Genomic DNA, 25,507 nt, shown 5'->3' with positions numbered 1-25,507 from the left:
GGTGAACAATCAGGTCAATAAGGAGCGCTGTTCCAGGCGCTTGCCGATTTCGGAAACCAGCTGGCGCGCCAGCGTCAGCTTGTCGGCGCGCGGCAGCACGGTGTGGCCGCTGTCGTCGAACAGGACAATCGAATTCTCATCCTGCCCGAAGGTATGGTGGCCGATGTTGCCGACCAGCAAAGGGATACCCTTCTTCTCGCGCTTGGCGGCGCCGTAGGCGACCAGGTTTTCCGACTCCGCCGCAAAGCCCACGCAATACGGCCAGCCCGACAGCGAGGTGGTCGCCGCCACCGCCGCCAGGATATCCGGGTTCTGGGCAAATTCCAGCTGGGGCGGGGCGCCGCCTTCCTGCTTTTTCAGCTTCTGTTCGCTGGCATTCACCACGCGCCAGTCGGCCACTGCCGCCACGCCGATGAACACGTGCTGGCCTTCGACGCCGGCCATCACCGCATCGTGCATTTGCGCCGCCGACAGCACGTCGATGCGGCGCACGCCGTGCGGGGTGGCCAGGGCCGTGGGGCCCGACACCAGCGTCACTTCGGCGCCGGCTTCGCGTGCGGCGCGGGCGATGGCATAGCCCATCTTGCCCGACGACAGATTCGTGATGCCGCGCACCGGGTCGATGGCTTCGAACGTCGGGCCGGCCGTGATCAGGACGCGCTTGCCGGCCAGGACTTTCTGCTGGAACGAGGCGACCAATTCTTCAAGCAATTGCTCGGGTTCGAGCATGCGGCCGAGGCCGACTTCGCCGCAAGCCTGCTCGCCGGCCGCCGGGCCGAAGATGCAGACGCCATCTCCCTGGAGCGTGGCAATATTCCGTTGGGTGGCCGGGTTCTGCCACATCTCGACGTTCATCGCCGGCGCCACCAGCAGCGGCACGCCGTGCGGGCGCGCCAGGCACAGGGTCGAGAGCAGATCGTCGCAGGCGCCGTGGGCGAGCTTGCGGATGAAGTCGGCCGAGCAGGGCGCGATCAGCACGGCGTCGGCGCCGCGCGTGAGGTCGATGTGCGCCATGTTGTTCGGCATGCGCGGGTCCCACTGGTCGGTCCAGACCGTGTTGCCCGACAGCGCCTGCATGGTGACGGCGCCGATGAAGTGGGTCGCCGCCTCGGTCATCACGACCTGCACCTTGGCGCCCTGTTTCGTCAGCGCGCGGCACAGTTCCGCCGCCTTGTAGCAGGCCACGCCCCCGGACAGGCCGAGGACGATCTTCTTGCCCTTCAGGTCCATGCTCATGTCAGCCTCCTTCGATGATTGACTTATTTTTTGTTCACGCGGCGCAGCTCGTCCAGGATGAACAGGGCGGCGCCGATCGAGATGCCGATGTCGGCCACGTTAAAGGCCGGGAAGTGGCCCCAGCCGCGCCAGTAAAAGTCGAGGAAGTCGATCACGTGGCCATAGGCGACGCGGTCGATCACGTTGCCCACGGCGCCGCCCAGGATCAGGGCCAGCGACCAGCAGAACAGGCGCTGGCCGGCGTTGCGCTTGAGCAGATACAGGATGAAGCCGATCGCGGCGATGGCGATCGCGGTGAAGAACCAGCGCTGCCAGCCGCCCTGGTCGCCCAGGAAGGAAAACGCCGCGCCTGGGTTATACACCAGCACCAGGTTGAAGAAACTCGTCACCGGCAGCGTTTCGCCGTAGACGAACAGCTTCGAGATCGTGATCTTGGTCAGCTGGTCGACCAGCACGACGAGAAAGGCGATGCCCAGCCACGGTGTCATGCCGGCGCCGGATTTGTGGACCGTGGAAATGCCTGGTTTTTTCTTGGTTGCCATATGATTAACGGATCGGATGTGAAAAACCGCCATGCCGGGTTGCGACATGGCGGTTGCCTTTTACAGTATTACGCGAAACGGCGCGGTTCGCCGCTGCCGAACAGGTTGGCCACGCAGCGGCCGCACAGGCCGGCGTGCGCGTGGTCGACACCGACGTCGCGGCGGTAATGCCAGCAGCGCTCGCACTTCTGCGCTTCCGACGGCGTCACCTGCACGCTTTCCTCCTCTTCGTTCGCGGCCTGCTCGACCGTGGCTTGCGAGGTGATGAAGACGAACTTCAGGTCGTCGTCCAGGCTGGCCAGCAGGTCGTGCTTCTCGCCGGCGGCCTTGATGGTCACCTCGGCCTGCAGCGAGGAACCGATGGCGCCCGAGGCGCGCACTTCTTCCAGCTGCTTGGTCACGTCGGCACGCACCGCGCGCAGCTGGGTGTACTTCGCCAGCAGCGCCTCGGCATCGGCCTGCTCCGGGAAGTTCCACAAGGTCTGCGTGAAGATGGTCTCGTCGCTGTCGGCAAAGGCTTGCTGGCCCGCGAACACGGCCCAGGCTTCCTCGGCGGTGAACGACAGGATCGGCGCCATCACGCGCAGCAGGGAATGGGCGATGTGCCACAGCGCGGTCTGGGCCGAGCGGCGCGCCACCGAATCCACGCCGGTGGTGTACAGGCGGTCCTTCAGGATGTCGAGGTAGAAGCCGCCCAGGTCTTCCGAGCAGAAATTCTGCAGGCGCGACACCACCGGGTGGAACTCGTAGCGCTCGAAGTGCGCCGCGATGTCGCGCTGCAGGCGCGCCGTCTCGGCCATCGCGTAGCGGTCGATCTCGAACATCTCGGCCACCGGCACGGCGTTCTTCGCCGGGTCGAAGTCCGAGGTGTTCGCCAGCAGGAAGCGCAGCGTGTTGCGGATGCGGCGGTAGGCTTCCGTGACGCGCTTCAGGATTTCTTCGCTGATCGCCAGTTCGCCGGTGTAGTCGGTCGAGGCCACCCACAGGCGCAGGATGTCGGCGCCGAGGCTGTCCGAGATCTTTTGCGGCGCCAGCGTGTTGCCGAGCGACTTACTCATCTTTTTGCCGTTTTCGTCGACCGTGAAGCCGTGGGTCAGCAGGGCTTTATATGGCGGCACGCCGTTCAGCATGGACGAGGTCAGCAAGGAAGAATGGAACCAGCCGCGGTGCTGGTCCGAGCCTTCCAGATACAAGTCGGCCGGGAACGCGGACTGCTCCTTGTGCGAGCCGCGCAGCACGGTCTGGTGGGTCGCGCCCGAGTCGAACCAGACGTCCAGCGTGTCCTTGTTCTTCTCGTAGACGTCGGCGTCAATGCCCAGCAGCTCGCGTGGGTCGAGCGCCTGCCAGGCGTCGATGCCGTTCTGTTCGATCAGCTTGGCGACCTGCTCCAGCAGCTCCGGCGTACGCGGATGCAGGGCGCCGGTTTCCTTGTGGATGAAGAAGGCCATCGGCACGCCCCACTGGCGCTGGCGCGACAGGGTCCAGTCCGGACGGTTCTCGATCATGCCGTGCAGGCGCGCCTGGCCCCAGTCCGGGAAGAACTGGGTCTGTTCGATGCCGGCCAGCGCGGTTTCGCGCAGGGTGGCGCCGCCGTCCTCCGGCGTGATGTCCATGCCGGCGAACCACTGGTTGGTGGCGCGGTAGACGATCGGGGTTTTATGACGCCAGCAGTGCATGTAGCTGTGGTCGAACATCTTCAGTTCGAACAGGGCGCCGGCGCCGCGCAGGGCGTCGCAGATCGGCTTGCTGGCTTCCCAGATGGTCATGCCGCCGAACAGCGGCAGCGATGGCGCAAAGCGGCCGTCGCCCATCACCGGGGTCAGGATTTCGTCGTCCTTCATGCCGTGCGCTTTGCACGAGATAAAGTCTTCCAGGCCGTAGGCCGGGGCGGAGTGGACCACGCCGGTGCCGCTGTCGGTCGTCACGTAGTCGGCCAGGTAGACCGGCGAGGTGCGGTCGTAGAAGGCGTCCTGCGCGTGCAGCGGGTGCTTGAAGCGGATGCCTTCGAGTTTGTCGCCGGTGGTGGTGGCGATGACGGTGCCCTCGAGCTTGTAGCGTTCCAGGTTCGAGGCGACCAAGTCTTGGGCCAGGATCAGCAGCAAAGGCTGGCCATCGCGCTCGGCTTGCACCAGCGCGTAGGTCACTTCCGGGTTCACGTTCAGCGCCTGGTTCGACGGGATCGTCCACGGGGTGGTGGTCCAGATCACGATGAAGCCGTTCATGGTCGGCAGCTGCGGCAGGCCGAAGGCGGCGGCGAGTTTGTCGCCTTCCGCGAACGGGAAGCCGACGTCGATTGCCGGATCGCGCTTGTCCTGGTATTCGACTTCCGCTTCGGCCAGGGCCGAACCGCAATCGAAGCACCAGTTGACCGGCTTCAGGCCGCGGTAGACGTAGCCCTTGTCCAGCAGCTTGCCGAGGGCGCGCAGCTCGTCGGCCTCGTTACCGTAGGCCATGGTCATGTAGGGGTTTTCCCATTCGCCGAGCACACCCAGGCGGATGAAGCCGGCGCGCTGGCGATCGATCTGCTCAAGCGCGTAGGCGCGTGCCTTTTGCAGGACTTCGGCGGTCGGCAGGTTCTTGCCGTACAGCTTTTCGATCTGGATCTCGATCGGCATGCCGTGGCAGTCCCAACCCGGCACATAGGGCGCGTCGAAGCCGGCCATCGTGCGCGACTTGACGACCATGTCCTTGAGAATCTTGTTCACGGCGTGGCCGAGGTGGATGTCGCCGTTCGCATACGGCGGACCGTCGTGCAGGACGAACTTCGGACGGCCGGCCGCTGCCTTGCGGATGCGCTTGTAGATCTGCTTGTCCTGCCATTGCTGCACCCAGCCCGGTTCGCGCTTGGCGAGGTCGCCGCGCATCGGGAAGGGAGTGTCGGTCATGTTGACAGGGTATTTGCTCTCAGGCTTCTTTGCGCCTTTCTGGGCAGGGGCATTCTGGACGGGTTTGCTGTTTTCGGACATATGCTTTTTTCAGAGGGAGTGTTCGGTATTGGCTGCCGTGGCGATGTCGCCGGTGCAGCCGCGCTGGGCAGTCGCCTTGCGCGTCAAATTCGGTCGGTGGCGGTCAGGGCGCCGGCGCGGACTGCCTCGCTGCCGCCGTTTTGCTGGCCCTGGGCATCGCGCCGGGCGAACCAGGCGCGCGCCTGCTCGGCGTCGCGGTCGATGGCGGCGGTGAGGGTCGGCAGGTCGACGTATTTTTCCTCGTCGCGCAGCTTGTGCAGGAATTCCACGCGCACCAGTTTGCCGTAGCAGGACTGGGCGTAGTCGAAGATGTGCACTTCCAGCAGCATGCGGCCGGCGTCCTCGACGGTCGGGCGCACGCCCAGGCTGGCGACGGCGGGCAGCGGTGTGTCGCCCAGGCCATGGACCTGCACCACGAAGATGCCTTGCAGGGCGGGGCGGTGCATCACGCGCAGATTCAGGGTCGGGAAGCCGAGGGTGCGGCCGAGCTTCTGGCCGTGGATCACGTGGCCCGAGATCGAGTAGGGATGGCCGAGCAGGCCTTGCGTCGCCGCGAGGTCGCCGGCAGCCAGGGTTGCGCGCACCGCCGAGGATGAGATGCGTTGTTCGCCTTCGAGGACAGTGGGCAGGGTCTCGACCTGGAAGCCGTAGCGTTTGCCCGCTTCGACCAGCATCGCGACATTGCCGGCGCGCTTGGCGCCGTAGCAGAAGTCGTCGCCGACCATCAGCCATTTCACGTGCAGGCCTTCGACCAGCACGCGCTCGGTGAATTCCTGCGGCGACATGGCCGCGAAGTGCTCGTTGAAGTGCTCGACGATGACGCGGTCGATGCCGCCGTGTTCCAGCGCTTCGAGCTTGTCGCGCAGGTTGGCGATGCGGGCCGGGGCGCGGCTCAGGTCTGCGCTGCGGCGCGCAAAGTATTCGCGCGGATGCGGCTCGAAGGTCATCACGGCCGCTTCCAGGCCGAGCGTGTCGGCAGCCGCCCGCACGCGCGCGAGCAACGCCTGGTGTCCGCGGTGGACACCGTCGAAGTTGCCGATCGTGAGGGCGCAGGGTGCGCGCGCCTGGTCATTGGGAAGTCCGCGAAATACCTTCATTGGTTCCAGAGTGCCATGCTCGCCCGTCAATCCGGGGTGAAATACCTGATTATACGGTATCGGCTTGTTGCATAGCGGAAGAGGGCGGGGAGGGAGGATGTGCGAGGCCGTCGGCGTTCTCGGAATGTGTTCTCTGCGTTGGCTCAAGCCGTACGGTGGGCACTCCGTGCCCACCGTACGGCTTGCCCCAACACCTCGGTTGAGGTGACCAGTTCACATCGTGTTCGACCTCGACCCAAAAAAAACGCCGCCCCGAAGGGCGGCGCTGTTACGCATCGAAGCGGTCGACCGATCAAGCCAGCGGCTTGTTGATCGCCATGATCCAGTAGCGTGCCAGGTCGGCGGTGCCGTCCTTGCCTGCCACGGTTTTCAGGGTGCTGATGGCTTGCTGCTTCTTGCCGGCGGCGGCGTAGGCTTCGCCCAGGCGCAGCTTGGCTTCGTCAGCGTACTTCAGGCCGCCTGCCTTGATGGCGCTTTCCATCATCTTCAGGCCCTTGTCGGCCTGGCCCGACTGCACCAGGCTGTAGCCGAGGCCCACCAGGTTGTCGTTGTCCTTGGCCGCCGTGTACTCGGCTTCCAGGGCAGCAACACCCTTGTTCTGCTCGGCCAGGGTCTTCTCGGCCAGGTCTTTCAGGCGCTGGTGACGGGCTGCGTCAGGGCCGGTGCCCAGGGCGCCGCTCTTGTAGCCCTTGTCGATGATCTTGATCGCTTCGGCCGGGGCCTTGGCCTGCAGCACGAGCTGGGCCATTTCCATGTACTCGCTCGGCTTCTTCAGCAGATTGTTCGCCAGCTTCAGGCGGTAGATGTCGACGGCCAGGCGGCCCGAGAAGCCAGGTTTGCCCTGGACGCGGTTCAGCAGGTCGTTCCAGTACTGGGCCTTCGGATAGCTGGCAGCCAGCTTCTCGATGGTGTTGACGTAGCCGACCTTGTCGTTCTTTTTCAGCTGGATATTGGCCAGCATGCCGAGCATGTCTTCGTTCATGCGGCCCGATTTCTCGGCGGCGCGCAGCTCGGTTTCGAGGGCGGCGACATTGCCCTGTTTGTAATAGTTCTGCAGCAGGTAGGCGCGCAGTTTCGGATCGTCGCGGTCCTTCAGCTGGCGCTGGATGGCTTCGTTGGCCTTGTTCAGGTCGCCGGCGCGCATGTAGATGCCGATCAGGCCTTCCGAGAACTGGCCGCGTTCGCCTGCCGACAGTTTGCCGGAAGCGATCAGGGCTTCGAAGGATTTGGCGGCGGTGTCATAGTCGCCGGCCGACGAGGCTGCCGAGGCACGGACGCGCTCGATCAGGAAGCTTTCGTTGGCGGTCTTGTTGGACACCTTGTCCGCTTCGCGCAGTTTTGCCAGGGCGTCCTTGTGCTTGCCCTGTTTCATCAGCGCCTGGGCCGCCTGCAGCGGCTTGCCGATCTCGGCGCGTACGGCTTCCGCTGCGTGGGCAGGGGCCAGGCCAATGACGGGGGTAGCTGCGGTGAAGCCGAGGGCGGCCAGTGCGAGGCCGAGGTGTGCGAGACGGAATTTGCTCATGTGTCGAAAATCCTCTTTGAAAATGGACACGGCAGGGAAACCCTGCCGTGTTGGTCAAACCTGGTGCGGTTACTGGAACTGCTCGTTACCGACCATGCCGATCTTGGTGACGCCGAGACGCTGGGCGGTAGCCATGACACCGGCAACAACCTTGTACTCGACCAGCTTGTTCGGACGCAGGTGCACTTCCGGCTGGTTGGGTTGGGCTGCCACTTCATTCATCTTGGCTTCCAGGGTCGCGCGATCCGGGATGGCCTGGCCATCCCACAGAACGGTACCGTCGAAGTCGACGTCGATGGTCACGACGCGCGGTTCTTCAGTCTGCGGCGGCGGGGTGCCGACCGGCATGTTCAGATTGACCGAGTGGTTTTGCTTCGGAATCGTGATAATCAACATGATAATCAAGACCAACAGAACGTCGATCAAGGGGGTCATGTTCATTTCCATCATCGGTTCCGGATCGGCTCCTTTGGCGGAGCCTGAACCTACGTTCATACCCATGGTGTTTCCTTTTCAAATGTTGGGGAGTTCGTGAACCGGACCGGAGTCCGGTTCACCAGGCGCCGTATCAGCCGCCCTTGTCAGGTGGTTCGATAACGAAACCGACCTTTTGCACCCCAGCACGCTGTGCCGTGTAGATGACCCGACCAATCGCTTCGTAGCGGGTGGTCTGGTCGCCACGCACCTTCACTGCAGGTTGCGGCACTTTCACCGACTGCTCCGCGAGGAACTTGAACAGCTCGTCCGTATTCGCGATGCGCGTCTGGTTCCAGTACATCTCGCCGTCTTTGTTGACGGTGATGTTGATATCTTCCGGCGCGGTCTTGGTGACCTGGTTGGTTTCCGCCGGCAGATTCACTTTTTGCAGCTGCAGGACCACCGGGCTGGTGATCAAGAAGATGATCAGAAGAACCAACATGATGTCGACGAGCGGCGTCGTGTTGATTTCTGACATCACGGCATCATCATCTCCGGAATCGGAGCCGACACTCATTGCCATAATTTATCCAATCTTGTTAGACGGACCGGTATTAGCCGATCTTCTTGGCCGACGCAGCAGCGCGTGCGGCTTCCGAGGTGTTCATCGCGCCCGAGATCAGGACCGAGTGCACGTCGGCGCTGAACGAACGGATGTCTTCCATTGCCGACTTGTTGCGGCGGACCAGCCAGTTGTAGCCCAGAACGGCAGGAACTGCAACGAACAGACCGAAGGCGGTCATGATCAGTGCTTCACCCACAGGACCTGCAACCTTGTCGATCGACGCGTTACCCGACATACCGATGTTGGTCAGCGCGTTGTAGATGCCCCAGACGGTACCGAACAGACCGATGAACGGCGAGGTCGAACCGACGGTTGCCAGGAACGACAGGCCGTCTTGCAGACGCGACTGGACGCGGTCCACTGCGCGCTGGATCTGCATGGTCACCCAGGTCGACAGGTCGATCTGCTCGAGCAGGGCGCCGTCGTGGTGCTGGGTTGCCTTGGTGCCGGTTTCAGCGATGAAGCGGAATGGCGAACCTTCTTTCAGCGCGGCCGAACCGGCAGCGATCGAGTTGGCTTTCCAGAACTTCTGCGAAGTTTCCTTCGACTGGCGCATGATCTTCGACTGGTCGATCAGCTTGGTGATGATGATGTACCACGAGCCCATCGACATCAGCGACAGGATGATGATGGTGCCCTTGTTGACGAAGTCGCCTTCTTCCCACATGGCCTGGAAGCCGTACGGGTTGTGGACTTCTTCTTTTTCGCCGGCGGCGGCGGCCGGAGCGGCTGCGTCGCCTGCAGGAGCGGCTGCGGCGTCAGCGGCCGGAGCGGCAGCTGCGTCGGTTGCCGGGGCGGTTGCCGCTGGGGCTTCTGCGCCTGCAGCCGGTGCGTCAGCGAAGGCCGGTGCCGAGACCAGGGCCGATGCCGCCGTAACCGAGAACAGGACAGCCGCCAGAACAGCGGACAAACGGGTATTCTTAAACATGCTTCCTCCAGAAATATAAAATAGACAGTTCGCTGATCAGATGACAACGAAAATCATAATGTGAGACGGTGAGCTGTCTCGGTTTATTGGTCCAGCGACCAGACGTACTGAACTGGAGCCCATGCCTGCGTAGGCTGACCGTTGACGACGGCCGGTTTGAAGCGGCACTTGCCGATGGCTGCCTGAGCGGCCCTGTCCAGATCACGCGAACCGCTCGATTTCGTGACCTTGGAGTCGATTGCGCGGCCATCCACACCGATCAGGAACGAAAGCGTGGTCGTACCTTCTTCTTCGTTACGTGCTGCCGACTTCGGATACTCTGGCTTGGCGCAGCTGCTGAAGTCTGCGACTGCCGGGCTGCTGACCGGACCTGGTGCCGGACCCGGAGGAGCGGCCGGCGGTGCCGGTGGTGCCGGTGGCGCCAGGTTGGTCGTCGGCGGCGGCGTATTCGTCGCTGCCACGATCGTGTTCTGCGGCGGCGGCGGTTGCTGCACCTGGACCTCGACCGGCGGGATGAATGGAGGCGGCGGGGCCTTCATTTCCGGCGGCGGCGGCGGCGGCGGGGTTTCCGGTGGAGGAGGCGGCTTCACCTCTTCGATCAGCTTGGTTTCCACTGCTTCCTGCACCTTCGTGATCACCTTCGTACCGAGACCATTGATGATCCCCCAGGCGACCAGGACGTGCAACAGGACCACAATGGTGATACCAGTTAGATTCTTCCCCGGTTCCTTATCATGTGAAAAATTCATGCCTGCTTTCTCCAATACCAACTCTTTTTGTTGCTACTAAACCCACAAAACACGACGAAAAGACAAGGCCGCATCCGGGACATCGGCGAATTATACCTACGAATTCTTTTTTGCACAGGTATTTTTGAGGCCCCGAAACGCACGTAAATGCCTGTAAAAACAAGCAATACAGCTCATCCGGATGCACTCCCGCTGTGCAAAAAAGCGCAGTCAAACACTAGAAAAAATTACAACATTACACGTTGTTATCGTACCAACTGTAGAACATGTGGAAAGACCAGCACTTTTGCCAAATTATGCACGCCGAATTTGCCACCTAGCAAATATCATATAGTGCAATGCTGAGCTTTTTGCAAACTATAGCCAGTTTCACCAAAATGGGGCGTGCGTTAGGTAACACAGCAATGGAGTGCGCGGGGCGTGGAGATGAGGCTGGGTGATGGCGAAACAAATTCTTGATATGGCTCAGAATAAGAGTTGCTAAAAGGCACGTTCTTGAGTGAAACCTGCCTTTTTTTAAAGATTTGTTATCGGTTCCGCCGCCGAATGTCAGCGGCTGCGCTTTTCGCGCCGGCAATCGAGGAAGCTGACCACGTGGCCGTTGCTGTCCACCGTTTCCAGGCGCACGTCGAAACCCCAGAGCCGGGCCACGTGCTTCAGCACTTCCTGGGCCTGGCCGTTCAGCGGGCGCCGCTGGAACTGGGTATGGCGCAGGGTCAGGGCGCGGTCGTCGCGGGTGTTCACTTGCCAGACCTGGATGTTCGGCTCGCGGGTGCCGATATTGTATTGTTCGGCCAATTGCTGGCGCACGTAGCGGTAGCCGGCCTCGTCGTGGATGGCGGAGATGGTCAGCTTGTCGCTGCGGTCGTCGTCGAGCACGGCGAAGAAGTGGAAGTCGCGGATCAGCTTGGGCGACAGGTACTGGGCGATGAAGCTTTCGTCCTTGAAGTTGCGCATCGCAAAGTCCAGGGTCTTGCGCCAGTCGCTGCCGGCGATGTCCGGGAACCAGCTGCGGTCTTCGTCGGTCGGGTTCTCGCAGATGCGGCGGATGTCGCTCATCATCGCGAAGCCCAGGGCGTAGGGATTGATGCCTGAGTAATAGGGACTGGTGGCGGGCGGCTGGTAGACCACGTTGGTATGGCTTTGCAGGAATTCGAGCATGAAGCCGTCGCCGACGATCCCCTCTTTATATAGTTGCTGCAAAATCGTGTAGTGCCAGAAGGTGGCCCAGCCCTCGTTCATGACCTGGGTCTGGCGCTGCGGATAGAAGTATTGCGAGATCTTGCGCGTGATGCGCACCAGTTCGCGCTGCCAGGGTTCGAGCAGCGGCGCGTATTTCTCGATGAAGTAGAGCAGGTTTTCCTCGGGTTCGAGCGGAAAGCGCGGCGGCGGGGCGTTGCGTTCTTCTTCCTCGCGCCGCGGCACCGTGCGCCAGAGGGCGTTCACCTGCGACTGGGCATACTCCTCGCGCTCTTTCTGGCGCGCCGCTTCCTGGGCCACCGACAGTTTCGCCGGCCGTTTATAACGGTCGACACCGTAGTTCTGGATCGCGTGGCAGGAATCGAGCAGGTCCTCTACCGCATCGATGCCGTAGCGCTGCTCGCACTCGGCGATGTAGTTCTTGGCAAACACCATGTAGTCGACGATCGCCTCGGCGTCGGTCCAGGTGCGGAACAGGTAATTGCCCTTGAAGAAGGAGTTGTGGCCATAGGCGGCGTGGGCGATCACCAGCGCCTGCATGGTCAGGCTGTTTTCCTCCATCAGGTAGGCGATGCAGGGATTCGAGTTGATGACGATTTCGTAGGCCAGGCCCATCTGGCCGCGTTTGTAGCTTTTTTCGGTTGTCAGGAAATGCTTGCCGAAGGACCAGTGGTTGTACGAGACCGGCATGCCGACCGAAGTGTAGGCATCCATCATCTGCTCGGCGGTGATGATCTCGAGCTGGTTCGGGTAGGTGTCGAGGCCGAACTGCTGCGCGACCCGGCGGATTTCTTCGTGCGCCTGTTCGATCAGGTCGAAGGTCCACTCCGACTGTTCGGGCAGGGCGCGCGGATTCTTGGTGCGATCGTCTGGCATGGGGTGCCTTCTATATAGTAGTGCTCACTTCGGCTGCTTCTTGAACAGTTCGCGGAAGACCGGATAGATATCGGCCGGCGTCACGATCTTCTGCATGGCGAAATTGGCATGGTGGGCCGCGACCTCGGTATATTGCTCCCACAAATTCTGGGGCGGGCCGTCAGTGATTTCGACATAGGTGTAGTACTGGACCTTCGGCATGATGCCGTCCGTCAGCAGTTGCTTGCACAGCACGGAATCGTTGTCCCAGTTGTCGCCGTCCGATGCCTGGGCCACGTAGGTATTCCAGTCGGACGTGCCGTAGCGCTCGCCGATCACCTTCTGCAGCAGGTGCAGGGCCGAGGACACCACGGTGCCGCCGGACTCGCGCGAGTGGAAGAATTCGTCCTCGTCGACTTCGGCCGCGGCCGTGTGGTGGCGGATGAAGACGACGTCGATGTGCTCGTAGACGCGCTTCAGGAACAGGTAGAGCAGGATGAAGAAGCGCTTGGCCGTGTCCTTGCGCGTTTCGTCCATCGAACCCGAGACGTCCATGATGCAGAACATCACGGCCTGGGTGCTGGGTTTCGGTACCTTGATGCGGTTGCTGTAGCGCAGGTCGAAGGGGTCGATGAAGGGAATCGCGTTGATGCGGGTGTGGTAGTGGTGGATCTGGCGCCGCAGTTCGATCACGCGCGGATCGTCTTCGCTCACTTCCTGCTCGTGCAGCGCTTGCAGTTCCGCCTTGGCGCGATCGAGTTCGCGCCGGCTCGGGCCGCCGACGGCGATGCGCCGGCCAAGCGCGCCGCGCAGCGAGCGCAGCACGTGGATATTCGAGGGCGTGCCCGACACGTTGTAGCCGGCGCGCTGGGTCTTGAAGTCTACCGTCTGGGTCAATTGCGTCTTGACCATGTTCGGCAGTTCAAGATCCTCGAAGAAGTAGTTCATGAACTCTTCGCGCGAGAGTTCGAAAATGAAATCGTCCTCGACGGTCTGGTCGCTGTTGCCGGCGCGTCCGCGCCCCGAGCCGCCTCCGCCGCTGCGCGGGCGGTTGAACTGGTCGCCTTTCTGGTATTCGGTGTTGCCGGGGTTGACGGTTTCCCACACGCCGCCGTGGGCGTGGCCGAAATGGGGTTCGTTGACGTCCTTGACCGGGATCGAGACCTTTTCGCCGTTCTCGATATCGGTGATCGAGCGGCCCTTGATGGCGCGCCCGACCGCATCCTTGATTTGCGCCTTGTAGCGGCGCAGGAAGCGTTCGCGGTTGACGGCGGACTTGTTCTTGCCCTGCAAGCGTCGGTCGATGAGGTAAGTCAAAACATGCCTCCTGCTGAAATTCGGGGCGGGCCGGCAGCCGTGTCAAGGCCTGCGCGGCACCCCTATCTTAATCCTCCCCGTGCGCATGAGGGGTGCGCACGGCTGGCAGGGTCGTCAAAAATGCGCATACGGACGTGACAATGCTTGCCGGCAGCGCCTCGACCTTCCTTCACGAAACAGGCGCCAGAGGCGGGCGCCCGTTCCGTCATGCCATCACGAGGATTTCCGCACGCGCAGATACCATTCGCACAGCAGGCGCACCTGCTTGGCCGTATAACCCTTTTCGACCATGCGCGCCACGAAGTCGGCGTGCTTGGTCGCGTCCTCGGCGCTGGCCTTGGCATTGAACGAAATAACCGGCAAAAGTTCCTCCGTATTCGAGAACATTTTTTTCTCGATGACGGTGCGGAACTTCTCGTAGCTGGTCCAGGCCGGGTTCTTGCCGCCGTTGGTGGCACGTGCGCGCAAGCCGAAGTTGACGATCTCGTTGCGGAAATCCTTGGGGTTCGAAATGCCGGCCGGCTTTTCGATTTTCTCCAGCTCGGCGTTCAGCGACTCGCGGTCGAAACTTTCGCCGGTGTCCGGATCGCGGAATTCCTGGTCCTGGATCCAGAAGTCGGCAAAGGTCACGTAACGGTCGAAGATGTTCTGGCCGTATTCGGAATAGCTTTCCAGGTAGGCGGTCTGGATTTCCTTGCCGATAAAGTCGACATAGCGCTGCGCCAGGTGCTCCTTGATATACGAGTGGTAGCGCTGCTCCATTTCGGGCGGGAATTGCTCGCGTTCGATCTGCTGCTCGAGCACGTACAGCAGGTGCACCGGATTGGCCGCCACTTCGGTGTTATCGAAGTTGAAGACTTTCGACAGGATCTTGAAGGCGAAGCGCGTCGACAAGCCATTCATGCCTTCGTCCACGCCGGCATAGTCGACGTATTCGTGCAGCGACTTGGCTTTCGGATCGGTGTCTTTCAGGTTCTCGCCGTCGTAGACCAGCATCTTCGAATACACGCTGGAATTCTCGGGGTCCTTCAGGCGCGACAGGATCGCGAACTGCGCCATCATGCGCAACGTCCCCGGCGCGCACGGTGCCCGCTCGAGCGAGGAATTGCGAATGAGCTTGTCGTAGATCTTGATTTCGTCCGACACGCGCAGGCAATACGGCACCTTCACGATATAGATACGGTCGAGGAAAGCCTCGTTGTTGCGGTTGTTGCGGAAGGTTTTCCACTCGGATTCGTTCGAGTGGGCCAGGATGATGCCTTCGAAGGGAATCGCGCCGAAGCCTTCGGTGCCCTTGTAGTTGCCCTCCTGGGTGGCGGTCAGCAGCGGATGCAGCACCTTGATCGGCGCCTTGAACATCTCGACGAATTCCATCAGGCCCTGGTTCGCCAGGCACAGGCCGCCGGAATAGCTGTAGGCATCCGGATCGTCCTGCGAATAATCTTCCAGTTTCCGGATATCGACCTTGCCGACCAGCGAAGAGATATCCTGGTTGTTTTCGTCGCCCGGTTCGGTCTTGGAAATCGCCACCTGTTTCAGGATCGACGGATAGCGTTTGACGACGCGGAACTTGTTGATGTCGCCGCCGAATTCGTGCAGGCGTTTCACGGCCCAGGGGCTGGGGATGGCGCGCAGGTAGCGGCGCGGGATGCCGTAGTCTTCTTCGAGGATGACGCCGTCTTCTTCTTCGTTGAACAGGCCCAGCGGCGACTCGTTCACGGGCGAACCCTTGATCGCATAGAAGGGCACCTGTTCCATCAGGTGCTTGAGTTTTTCCGCGATCGACGACTTGCCGCCGCCGACCGGACCCAGCAGGTAGAGGATCTGCTTGCGCTCTTCCAGGCCTTGCGCCGCATGGCGGAAGTAGGAAACCACTTGCTCGATGACTTCCTCCATCCCGTAGAACTCCTTAAAGGCGGGATAGATCTTGATGACCTTGTTGGCGAAGATGCGCGACAGCCGCGGATCGAGCCGGGTATCTACCAGCTGCGGTTCGCCGATCGCGGCGAGCATGCGCTCGGGCGCGCTGGCGTAGGTCAGCGGGTCTTTCTTGCACAGGGCAAGGTACTCCGACAGGGAATATTCTTCTTCCCGGGTACGCTCGTAACGGGCTGCGTAGTTGTCAAAAATGGTCATGTGCATGTCCTTTAGTTTGCTAACGACGATCACTGTCACGACAGTCGGAACGATGCCGACTGCCAAGTCCCGTTTTTTTCTTGGCGTACTTCCTTGTTATGAGCGGGCGCCCTGGGTAGCGCCGCAGGGGCGGCGTCTCAGGCGAATACTTCTTGTTCTGACCGGCTTGTGACCGGCGTTTACCTTGTGCTGGAGGGTCTTCTTGTATTGCTGAAATTTATTATGTGCCTATCCGTTCTCGAAGTCAAAGCGGTATCGTGTGCGCGACCATATCAGCAACAAGTGCCTGATTATGAAGAGAAAACAAGGTTTTTCAGGCAGCAGAAGGAAGGGCGAAAAATGCTGCGGACGAACCCCGCCAGAGGTGTGTTCCGCCCTGTTTTCGCGATGCAAACTGATGAGTTGTCGAAAGCCTGCAATCGATAGTGCACGATACGGGCAACCGGTGGCGCACGCATCCTGCATACTGTTTCCAACCCCTTTATCCAATGAAAACAGGGCGGCGGCGGCATCGGTTACACTGGCCGGTCTTGCCCTACCATACAGCCTTTAGCTGGAGAAAATCATGCTGACCGAGCAACTGCGCACCACCCTACAACAGATGCCGAAAGCTGAGTTGCACATCCATATCGAGGGCTCGCTGGAGCCCGAACTGATCTTTGCGTTGGCGCAAAGAAACGGTGTATCGCTGCCTTATCCATCGGTCGAGGCGTTGCGCCAGGCCTACGCTTTCAGCGACCTCCAATCCTTCCTCGATATTTATTACGCCGGCGCCAGTGTCCTGCTCACCGAACAGGACTTCTACGACATGACCGCGGCCTATTTGACCAGGGCCGCCGCCGACAACGTGCGGCACGCCGAGATCTTCTTCGATCCGCAAACCCATACCGCACGCGGCGTGCCCTTCGAGACCGTCATCAACGGCATCTGGCGCGCCTGCCAGGAAGGCCCGATCAGCGCCGCGCTGATCATGTGCTTCCTGCGCCACCTGTCGGAAGAAGAAGCGCTGGCCACCCTCGACGAAGCGCTGCCCTTCCGCGACAAATTCATCGGCGTCGGCCTGGATTCCTCGGAAGTCGGGCACCCGCCGGAAAAGTTCGCGCGCGTGTTCGAACGGGCGCGCGGGCTCGGCCTGCGCCTGGTGGCGCATGCGGGCGAGGAGGGGCCGCCGGCCTATATCGAGAGTGCGCTCGACGTGTTGAAGGTCGAACGTGTCGACCACGGCGTGCGCTGCCTGGAAAGCCCGGCCCTGGTCGAGCGCCTGGTGCGCGAAGGGATGGCGCTGACCGTCTGCCCGCTCTCGAACATCAAGCTGCGCGTGTTCGACGTGATGGCCGCGCACAACCTGCGCAGCCTGCTGGACAAGGGCCTGGCCGTCACCATCAACTCCGACGACCCGGCTTATTTCGGCGGCTACATGAACGAGAACTTCATCGCCGCCTTCGATGCGCTGCCGCTGGATGTCTCGCATGCACGCCAGCTGGCGCGCAACAGCTTCGCCGCCGCCTTCCTCGCGCCGGAACAGAAGCGCGCCTTCCTCGCCGAAGTCGATGCCTATTTCGAACACGCGGCGGCCGAGACGGTCGTCAACCCAACTTAAAGCAAGGAGCGCCCGTGCTGATCCAGTCCCTCCGCATGACCGCACGCGACTGGCGCGCGGGCGAACTGCGTTTCCTGCTGGTGGCGCTGATCGTCGCCGTCGCCGCGCTGGCATCCGTCGGCTTCTTCATCGACCGCATGCGCGCCGGCCTGGCGCGCGATGCCAACCAGCTGCTCGGCGCCGACCTGCTGGTGAATGCCGACCAGCCGGTCGCACCGGCCTGGCGCGCCGAGGCGCAGCGGCGCGGCCTGCTGCTGGCCGACACCGTCACCTTCCCGAGCATGGCGCAAGGCGGGGAGGGCGAGGAGTCGCAGGCCCAGCTGGCCTCGATCAAGGCCGTCTCCGCCGGCTATCCGCTGCGCGGCGAGCTCAAAATCACCACCAATCCGGATGACGCCAGCACCGCCATCGGCCAGCGCACGCGCGACGTGCCGGCGCCCGGCACGGTCTGGGTCGACGCCAATCTGCTGCCCGCCCTCGGCGTGAAGGTCGGCGACGCGCTGCAGCTGGGCGACAGCCGTTTCACCATCGCCCAATTGCTCGCGGCCGAGCCGGACCGCGGCGCCTCGTTCGCCAACTTCGCGCCGCGCGTGATGCTGAATCTCTCCGACCTGCCAGCGACCAAGCTGGTCGACAACTTCGCGCGCGTGACCTACCGCATGCAGGTGGCGGCGCCATCCAAAAACGACCTGGCGCGCGTGCGCGACTACGACACCTGGGTCCGCGCGCGCATCAAGGCCGACAACGTGAAGGGCGTGCGCGTCGAATCGCTGGAAAACGGCCGCCCCGAAATGCAGGCCACGCTCGACCGCGCCGACCGCTTCCTGTCGCTGGTCGGCCTGCTGTCGGCGATGCTGGCGGCGGTGGCCGTGGCAATGGCCGCGCGCCGCTTCATGCAACGCCACCTCGACGCCTGCGCCATGCTGCGCTGCCTCGGCATGACCCAGAACGGGGTCGGCGCCATGTACCTGATCGAGTTCGCCCTGGTCGGCCTGGCGGGCAGCCTGGTCGGCGTGGCGGTCGGCTTCGCCGCCCACTTCGTGCTGCTGGAACTGATCGGCAGCCTGCTGCCGGCCGATCTGCCGCCGGTGTCCCTGCTGCCCGCGTTGCAGGGCATCGCTACCGGCATGCTGCTGCTGGTCGGCTTCGCACTGCCGCCGGTTCTGCAACTTCGCAATGTGCCGCACAACCGCGTGATCCGGCGCGAGCAGGCCGCGCCGCAACCGATGGCGCTGGCCACCTATGGCCTCGGCACCGGCGTGTTCGTCGCGCTGCTGCTGTGGCAGGCGGGCGACCCGAAACTGGCCCTGATCACGGCGGGCGGCTTCCTGGCCGGCTTCGCCTTCTTTGCGCTGGTTGCCTGGCTCGGCCTGCGCCTGCTGCGGCGCCTGCGCGGGGCCTTCCAGAACCAGAGCTGGCGCTTCGCCGTGACCTCGCTGCAGCGCCGTCCCGGCGCCACCGTGGTGCAGGTGGTGTCGCTGGCGCTGGGCCTGATGGCGCTGCTGCTGCTGACCGTGGTGCGCGGCGACCTGGTCGCGGCCTGGCAGCGCTCGACGCCGGAAAACGCGCCGAACCGCTTCATCATCAACGTGCTGCCCGACCAGAAGGACGATGTGGCGGAGCGCATCGCGCAGGCGGGCGTGCAGCAGCCGGTGCTGTATCCGATGATCCGCGGCCGGCTCACCGCGGTGAACGGCAACGCCATCACCGCCGGCACCTACACCAGCGACGACGCGCGCCGCCTGGCGAACCGCGAATTCAATCTGTCGACGATGGCCGATGCACCCGAGGGCAACGACATCGTGGCCGGCAGCTGGTATCGCGATGCGCCGGGTGTGTCCGAAGCCTCGGTGGAGCAGGGCATCGCCAAGACCCTGGGCCTGAAGCTGGGCGACGTGATGCGCTTCGACATGGCCGGCACGGTGGTCGACGCCAAGGTCACCAGTTTGCGCAAACTCGAATGGGGCTCGATGCGCGCCAACTTCTTCGTCATCATCAACCCGCAGGCGATGGCGAATGCGCCGGCCACCTACATGACGGCCTTCCACCTGCCCGAGCGTGGGGCGAACCTCGCCAGCACGCTGGCGCGCGCCTATCCGAACCTGACCGTGATCGACGTCAGCGGCATCATCCGCCAGATCCAGGAAGTGGTCGACCAGGTCGTGACGGCGGTGGAGTTCCTGTTCCTGTTCACGCTGGCCTCGGGCGTGCTGGTGCTGTATGCGGCGCTGATGGGATCGCAGTCCGAGCGCACGCGCGAAGCGGGGCTGCTGCGGGCGCTCGGCGCCACGCGCAAGCAGTTGGCGACGGCGCAGCGCATCGAGTTCGTGCTGGTCGGTGGGCTGGCGGGGCTGCTGGCCGCGACCGGGGCGGCGGCGCTGGGCTGGGGGCTGGCCACTTACCAGTTCAAGTTCGAGTGGGCGTTCGAGCCGGGTGTGTGGCTGGCAGGGATCGCGGTCGGTGCGGCATGCGCGCTGGTCGGCGGCTGGCTGGGACTGCGCAGCGTGTTGCGGCAACCGCCGTTGCAGACGCTGCGGGAGGCGTGATCCGCTGACGATATGCGCGCTTTACGCGTGGGCACGGCGCGCCCACCCTACGTCATCACACATACGTTTACGCGTGGATAGGTAGGGTGGGCGCCCCGTGCCCACGCGTTCAACGCACGTATGCATTCCATTGCGATGGTTCCAGTTTTACGCACGTATGCATCCCACGGCGCGGCGCCGACGCGCTATCATCACGGTATGTCCGAGAACCAAACCCTGTACGAAATCATCGGCGGCGAAAGCCGCTTGCGCGAACTGGTCGACCGCTTCTACGACCTGATGGAACTGGAACCGGAATTCGCCGGCATCCACGCGCTGCACCCGAAACCCAACGACAGCTCGCGCGAGAAGCTGTTCATGTTCCTGTCCGGCTGGATGGGCGGCCCCGACCTCTTCATCGAACAATATGGCCACCCGCGCCTGCGCGCACGCCACCTGCCGTTCGCTATCGGCACGAGCGAGCGTGACCAGTGGCTGCGCGCCATGGCCTGGGCGATGGAAGACATCGGCATGGACGACGACTTGCGCCTGCGCCTGATGACGTCCTTCTACCAGACCGCCGACTGGATGCGCAACAAGGCCGACTGAGATGAGCACCCTTCAATTCGCGGCGCTGCTGGCGGCGGCGCTGGTCGTGATCGTGCTCCAGGTGCTGGTGCTGCTGCGCGCACGCGGCGGCAGCGCGGAAGGCAGCGGCCAGCAGTTCGAACGCGTCGAGCGCGAACTGCGCCTAGAACTCCAGCACAGCGCCCAGGCCACGCGCCAGGAATTGGCCGGCCACATGGCCCAGCACCAGGCGGCCACCGTCCAGCAGCTCGACAGCATGCGCCAGCAGATGCAGCTGCATGCGGCCGGCGGACGCGAGGAGCAGGCGCGCGCCCTGAAACGTTTCGCCGACACCCTGCAGCAGACCCTGGCCAACCTCACCGAATCGAATGCCCAGCGCATGCTGGAAGTGCGCGCGACCCTGGAAACCAAGATCCGCGACCTGCAACTGGACAATGCCAAGCGCCTGGAAGAAATGCGCCAGACCGTCGACGAAAAGCTGCACACGACGCTGGAAACGCGCCTGACCGAATCCTTCCGCCATGTCTCCGAACGTCTGGAAAAGGTGCACCAGGGCCTGGGCGAAATGCAGCAGCTGGCCATCGGCGTGGGCGATTTGAAGCGCGTGCTGACCAACGTGAAGACGCGCGGCACCTGGGGCGAAGTCCAGCTGGAGATGCTGCTCGAGCAGGTACTCACCGTCGACCAGTACGCCAAGAACGTCGAGACCGTGCTCGGTTCGAACGCGCGCGTGGAATTCGCGATCAAGCTGCCGGGCGTGGTCGATGGCGGCGCGCCACTGTGGCTGCCGATCGACGCCAAGTTCCCGAAGGAGCAGTACGAACGCCTGCTGGAAGCCCAGGACCGGGCCGACGCCGACGGCGTGGCGCGCTTCGGCGCCGAACTCGAACGCGCGGTGCGCAATGAAGCCAAGACCATCTGCGACAAGTACGTCTCGCCGCCGCAGACCACCGACTTCGCCATCCTGTTCCTGCCGACCGAAGGCTTGTATGCGGAAGTGATGCGCCGTCCGGGCCTGGCGGACGAGCTGCAGCGCTCCCTGCGCGTGACGATTGCCGGCCCGTCGACCCTGACCGCCTTGCTGAACAGCCTGCAGATGGGCTTCCGCACCCTGGCGCTGGAAAAACGCTCGTCGGAAGTGTGGCAGGTGCTGGGCGCGGTGAAGACCGAATTCGCCAAGTTCGGCGACGTGCTGGCCGCCACCAAGGCCACGCTGGAAAAGGCCGCGAAGAACATCGAAAGCGCCGAAGTGCGCAGCCGCCAGATGGCGCGCAAGCTGAAGTCGGTGGAGGCCTTGCCGAGCGAAGCGGCGCAACTGATGCTGGGGCCGGACAACGCGGAGCGCGACGACTGAGCGTCGCGTACCTAATACGGTATTTTAGCCAATCAGGATGACATCGTAGGGTGGGCGCCCCGTGCCCACGCGGAAATCGGTATTGACGCGCCTCATTCATCATTCACCATCGTATCGAACGGCTTTAACGCGTCCTCTACAATGCGCGCCACCATGTCCCGTTACCGCCGCGCCCGCACCGGCACCACCTATTTCTTCACGCTGGTGTCTTATCACCGGCGCCCGATCCTTTGTCTCCCACCCATTCGCTCGGCCTTGCGCCGGGCGATTGAAGACGTCCGCCAATCACGGCCGTTCGAGATCGATGCCTGGGTGCTGATGCCTGATCACTTGCACTGCATCTGGACCCTGCCTGACGGCGACACGGACTATTCGACCCGCTGGTCCATCATCAAGAGTTCCGTGTCCCGGTTTGCACTAGTCTCCACAGTGTCAACCGGCGCGCGAACTCCATCGCGCATCAAGCATCGCGACGCTTCGATCTGGCAACGGCGCTTCCATGAGCACGAAATTCGCGATGACCGCGATTTTGAGCGGCACATGGATTACATTCATTTCAATCCCGTGAAGCATGGGCACGTGGCGAATGTGGCGGATTGGCCGTATTCGACGTTTCATCGGTATGTGAAAAATGGGGTGTATCCAGCGGATTGGGGTGGGACGCGGCAGGTGGAAGCGATGTGGATTGAGTAAGGTGGAAGGCCGTAGGACGGGGAGCCGGTCCGCATACATAACGCGTGGGCACAGGGCGCCCACCCTACGTGTATCAACGTTAATCGTTATAGCAAGCCTTCAAATAGCATTACGTCGACCATGTCACCGGCGCCGACATTGCCCTGCTCATCATGCAGCACCACCATGCAGTTCGCCTCCGACATCGAGCGCAAGATGCCCGAGCCTTGCGAGCCGGTGATACGCACCTGCGGCATGCCGTCCTCGCCGTGCGTCAGGATGCCGCGCTGGTATTCGGTGCGGCCGGGTTTCTTGCGGATCGCGCCTGCCGAGCGCGCACGCAGCAGCGGCAGCGGCGCCTCGGCGCCCATCATGCGCAACAGGGCTTCGCGCGCGAAGAAGTAGAACGACACCATCACCGCCACCGGATTGCCCGGCAGGCCGAACAGGAAGGCGCTGCGCCCGTTCGAGCCGATGCGGCCGAACGCCAGCGGACGCCCCGGCCGCATGCCGATCTTCCAGAAGGTGACGTCGCCCAGGCGCGCCATGATCTGGCGCGTGTAGTCGGCCGCGCCCACCGAGACGCCGCCCGAAGTGATGATCGCATCCGCATTCTCGCAGGCCGTACGCAGGGCCGCTTCCAGCGCGGCCGGGTCGTCGCGCACGATGCCCATGTCGACGATCTCGCAGCCCAGGCGCTGCAGCATGCCGTAGATGGTGTAGCGGTTGCTGTCGTAGACGCTGCCGGTGTCGAGCGCCTGGCCGATCGAGCGCAGTTCGTCGCCGGTCGAGAAGAAGGCCACGCGCAGGCGCCGCACGACGGGCACTTCGGCAATGCCGAGCGAGGCGACCAGGCCCAGGTCGGCCGGGCGGATGATCTTGCCGGCTTTTAGCGCCGCGCTGCCGGCTTTCAAATCCTCGCCGGCGAAGCGGCGGTTGTCGCCGGCACGGATGGTGCCGGCGCCGAGCACGATCGCATCCGCACTTTCCTGCGCCACGAATTCCTGCGGCACCACGCTGTCGCACCCCTCGGGCATGACGCCGCCGGTCATGATGCGCACGCATTCGCCCGGTCCCGGCGCCGCCTCGGAAGGCCTCCCGGCATATACGGTGCCGACCACCTTCAGGTGCGTGTCGCCGTCCGGCGCCAGGTCGCCGCCGCGCAGCGCATAGCCGTCCATCGCCGAGTTGTCGTGCGCCGGCACGTTGATCGGCGAGACGATGTCGCGCGCCAGCACGCGGCCGAGGGCGGCGCGCAAGGCCACCTGCTCGACGGCGGCGACCGGCTGCACGAATTCGCGGATGATGCGCTGGGCGTCGCGCACCGGCAGCGCCTCGGGATCGTAGGCCGATAAACAGCCCGTCACGTCGGCCAGGCGCGGTGGCCGGCTCGTGTCCAGGCTGTGCAGCTCGTCGAGCGTGTTGATGTTGCGGAAAGCATCCACATCCTCGAACAGCACCTCGACCGCCTTCACGTCCTTGTACCAGCCATCCATGCGCCGACCGCCTTCTGCCAGGTAGGACGACAAGACCGGCAGCAGCGCCGTCTTCACCAGGCAGAACACCGGATGCGCCTGCACCCGCATGCCCGGCTCCCCGGTGGCGGCAAAGGCGAGATCGGCGTCCTGTTCTTCCAGCGCGGCCAGCAGGCGCTCGGCCAGGTCCAGAGGCAGGAAGGGCGAATCGCAGGGCGCGGTCAGCAGATACGGCGTCTGGCAGCGCCGCAGTCCGGTCTCCAGGCCGGCCAATGGCCCGGCAAAGCCGGCCAGGTCGTCTTGCCACACCGGCATGCCGAAGGCGGCATAGGTGTCGAGGTTCTGGTTGGCGTTGATGGCGACGCTTGCCACCTGCGGCGCCAGGCGCGCCAGCACGTGGGCCGCCATGGTCGTACCACGGAAGGCTTGCAGGCCCTTGTCGACGTGGCCCATGCGCGAGCCGCGTCCGCCCGCGAGGATCAACCCGCTGATCGATGCTTTCTTGTTCATTTTTTTAACCGCCGATGTAGGACATTTCGACGCGTCGTGCGCCGCGTTGCAGGCCGTCGGTGTTGATGGTGCGTGTTTCGGAATAGCGGTCGTCGCGCCCGCGCCACAGGCGCGCGACGGCGCCGGAGATGGCGAGGTCGTCATGCCCGGCACGCAGCAGGGCGCGCAGATCGTGGCCGCGGGTGGCGAACAGGCAGGTGTAGAGCTTGCCTTCCGTCGACAGGCGCATGCGGCTGCAATCCTTGCAGAAGGCGCCGGTCACCGAGGAGATGACGCCGATTTCGCCGCCGCCATCGAGGTAGCGCCAGCGCGCCGCGGTTTCGCCGCTGTAGTTGGCGCCCAAAGGCGCCAGCGGCAGCTCGGCGCCGATGCGCTGCACCACTTCGCCTGAGGGCACCACTTCGTCCATGTTCCAGCCGTTCGAGGCGCCGACGTCCATGTATTCGATGAAGCGCAGGATCACGGGCGAGCCCTTGAAGTGGCGCGCCATCGGCACGATCTGGTCGTCGTTGCTGCCGCGCTTGACCACCATGTTGACCTTGATCGGACCGAGTCCCACGGCATGCGCGGCTTCGATCCCCTTCAGCACGTCGGCCACGGCGAAGTCGACGTCGTTCATGCGCTTGAAGACGGCGTCGTCGAGGGCGTCGAGCGACACCGTCACGCGATCCAGGCCGGCATCTTTCAGGGCTTGCGCCTTGCGCGCCAGGATCGAGCCGTTGGTGGTGAGCGTCAGGTCGAGCGGACGGCCGGAGACGGTGGGCAGGGCACGCAGCATCGCCACCAGGTGTTCCAGGTTCTTGCGCAGCAGCGGTTCGCCGCCGGTGAGGCGGATCTTTTCGACGCCGTGGGCGATGAAGATGCGCGCTACCCGCGTGATTTCCTCGAACGACAGCAAATCGCCGTGCGGCAGGTAGGGGTAGTCCTTGCCGAAGACTTCCTTCGGCATGCAATACACGCAACGGAAATTGCAGCGGTCGGTCACGGAGATGCGCAGGTCGTGCAGTGGACGCGCAAGGGCATCGGCCAGCTGGCCGGTGGGGTGTTCGGGAGTTGCGGGAACGGACAGCGCGGGCGAGCGCAGGTCGTTCAGCACGATGATTTTTTCAGCCATGCGATACGATAGCATGCGGGGGGAAAGCGCACAGGAGAGGCGCCGGATCAGGCATAGATGGGGGCGTCAATGAAAAAGG

General features: G+C 63.4%; 19 protein-coding genes. 5 read left to right on the top strand and 14 right to left on the bottom strand.

Translation table 11 applies throughout. The annotated features are described in order from the left end of the window. Window positions 1-9: 9 nt before the first annotated feature. From coaBC to QPK31_RS04070, 12 genes are all read right to left on the bottom strand, one after another. A complete protein-coding gene (coaBC, locus tag QPK31_RS04125; protein ID WP_290421860.1) occupies window positions 10-1,230 on the bottom strand; it encodes a bifunctional phosphopantothenoylcysteine decarboxylase/phosphopantothenate--cysteine ligase CoaBC in 1,221 nt (406 codons plus the stop codon). Between the two features lie 29 nt (window positions 1,231-1,259). Next, entirely contained in the window at window positions 1,260-1,778 is a 519-nt protein-coding gene (gene lspA / locus QPK31_RS04120) for a signal peptidase II (RefSeq protein WP_290421679.1), read from the bottom strand. Between the two features lie 68 nt (window positions 1,779-1,846). Continuing rightward, complete coding sequence (gene ileS / locus QPK31_RS04115; RefSeq protein ID WP_290421678.1) at window positions 1,847-4,744, bottom strand: isoleucine--tRNA ligase; 2,898 nt, start codon at window positions 4,742-4,744, stop codon at window positions 1,847-1,849. An 83-nt stretch (window positions 4,745-4,827) separates the two neighbouring features. Then, a complete protein-coding gene (locus tag QPK31_RS04110) occupies window positions 4,828-5,841 on the bottom strand; it encodes a bifunctional riboflavin kinase/FAD synthetase (protein ID WP_290421677.1) in 1,014 nt (337 codons plus the stop codon). Between the two features lie 292 nt (window positions 5,842-6,133). Next, on the bottom strand, window positions 6,134-7,363 hold the full coding sequence (locus QPK31_RS04105; protein WP_290421676.1) for a lipopolysaccharide assembly protein LapB: 1,230 nt from the start codon (window positions 7,361-7,363) through the stop codon (window positions 6,134-6,136). 69 nt (window positions 7,364-7,432) lie between these two features. Then, window positions 7,433-7,864, bottom strand: coding sequence for a biopolymer transporter ExbD (locus tag QPK31_RS04100; protein ID WP_229438308.1), 432 nt, complete (start codon window positions 7,862-7,864; stop codon window positions 7,433-7,435). A gap of 67 nt (window positions 7,865-7,931) precedes the next feature. After that, the gene (locus QPK31_RS04095) at window positions 7,932-8,363 is read right to left on the bottom strand and encodes a biopolymer transporter ExbD (protein ID WP_290421675.1); all 432 of its coding nucleotides are present in this window, start codon (window positions 8,361-8,363) and stop codon (window positions 7,932-7,934) included. A 31-nt stretch (window positions 8,364-8,394) separates the two neighbouring features. Beyond that, window positions 8,395-9,333, bottom strand: coding sequence for a MotA/TolQ/ExbB proton channel family protein (locus QPK31_RS04090; RefSeq protein ID WP_290421674.1), 939 nt, complete (start codon window positions 9,331-9,333; stop codon window positions 8,395-8,397). Between the two features lie 83 nt (window positions 9,334-9,416). Continuing rightward, the gene (locus tag QPK31_RS04085) at window positions 9,417-10,082 is read right to left on the bottom strand and encodes an energy transducer TonB (protein ID WP_290421859.1); all 666 of its coding nucleotides are present in this window, start codon (window positions 10,080-10,082) and stop codon (window positions 9,417-9,419) included. A gap of 549 nt (window positions 10,083-10,631) precedes the next feature. Beyond that, window positions 10,632-12,158 carry a SpoVR family protein gene (locus QPK31_RS04080; protein WP_290421673.1) on the bottom strand — a complete coding sequence of 509 codons (1,527 nt, stop codon included), beginning with the start codon at window positions 12,156-12,158 and terminating at the stop codon, window positions 10,632-10,634. A gap of 24 nt (window positions 12,159-12,182) precedes the next feature. Then, complete coding sequence (locus QPK31_RS04075) at window positions 12,183-13,454, bottom strand: YeaH/YhbH family protein (protein ID WP_290421672.1); 1,272 nt, start codon at window positions 13,452-13,454, stop codon at window positions 12,183-12,185. Window positions 13,455-13,667: 213 nt separating this feature from the next. After that, window positions 13,668-15,590, bottom strand: coding sequence for a PrkA family serine protein kinase (locus QPK31_RS04070; protein ID WP_290421671.1), 1,923 nt, complete (start codon window positions 15,588-15,590; stop codon window positions 13,668-13,670). A gap of 565 nt (window positions 15,591-16,155) precedes the next feature. Between QPK31_RS04070 and QPK31_RS04065 the strand changes: the two genes are divergently transcribed. From QPK31_RS04065 to QPK31_RS04045, 5 genes are all read left to right on the top strand, one after another. After that, the gene (locus tag QPK31_RS04065) at window positions 16,156-17,190 is read left to right on the top strand and encodes an adenosine deaminase (RefSeq protein ID WP_290421670.1); all 1,035 of its coding nucleotides are present in this window, start codon (window positions 16,156-16,158) and stop codon (window positions 17,188-17,190) included. A gap of 14 nt (window positions 17,191-17,204) precedes the next feature. Next, window positions 17,205-19,736, top strand: coding sequence for an FtsX-like permease family protein (locus QPK31_RS04060; RefSeq protein WP_290421669.1), 2,532 nt, complete (start codon window positions 17,205-17,207; stop codon window positions 19,734-19,736). Window positions 19,737-19,934: 198 nt separating this feature from the next. Continuing rightward, entirely contained in the window at window positions 19,935-20,324 is a 390-nt protein-coding gene (locus QPK31_RS04055) for a group II truncated hemoglobin (RefSeq protein WP_290421668.1), read from the top strand. A gap of 1 nt (window position 20,325) precedes the next feature. Next, window positions 20,326-21,657 (top strand): DNA recombination protein RmuC, encoded by a 1,332-nt coding sequence (locus tag QPK31_RS04050; RefSeq protein WP_290421667.1) that lies wholly within the window; start codon window positions 20,326-20,328, stop codon window positions 21,655-21,657. A 153-nt stretch (window positions 21,658-21,810) separates the two neighbouring features. Then, window positions 21,811-22,350 carry a transposase gene (locus tag QPK31_RS04045; protein WP_290421666.1) on the top strand — a complete coding sequence of 180 codons (540 nt, stop codon included), beginning with the start codon at window positions 21,811-21,813 and terminating at the stop codon, window positions 22,348-22,350. An 86-nt stretch (window positions 22,351-22,436) separates the two neighbouring features. On the opposite strand, the gene glp is transcribed toward QPK31_RS04045, so the two are convergent. Together glp and moaA are read right to left on the bottom strand one after the other, a co-directional pair. Beyond that, window positions 22,437-24,314, bottom strand: coding sequence for a gephyrin-like molybdotransferase Glp (gene glp, locus QPK31_RS04040; RefSeq protein ID WP_290421665.1), 1,878 nt, complete (start codon window positions 24,312-24,314; stop codon window positions 22,437-22,439). Between the two features lie 4 nt (window positions 24,315-24,318). Beyond that, entirely contained in the window at window positions 24,319-25,428 is a 1,110-nt protein-coding gene (gene moaA / locus QPK31_RS04035) for a GTP 3',8-cyclase MoaA (RefSeq protein WP_290421664.1), read from the bottom strand. Window positions 25,429-25,507 lie beyond the last annotated feature (79 nt).

The organism is Massilia sp. YIM B02769, from assembly GCF_030411995.1.
Classification (GTDB): domain Bacteria; phylum Pseudomonadota; class Gammaproteobacteria; order Burkholderiales; family Burkholderiaceae_D; genus Telluria.
The sequence above is the reverse complement of the archived record's forward strand: the minus strand, read 5'-3'. Positions and strand labels throughout refer to the sequence as shown.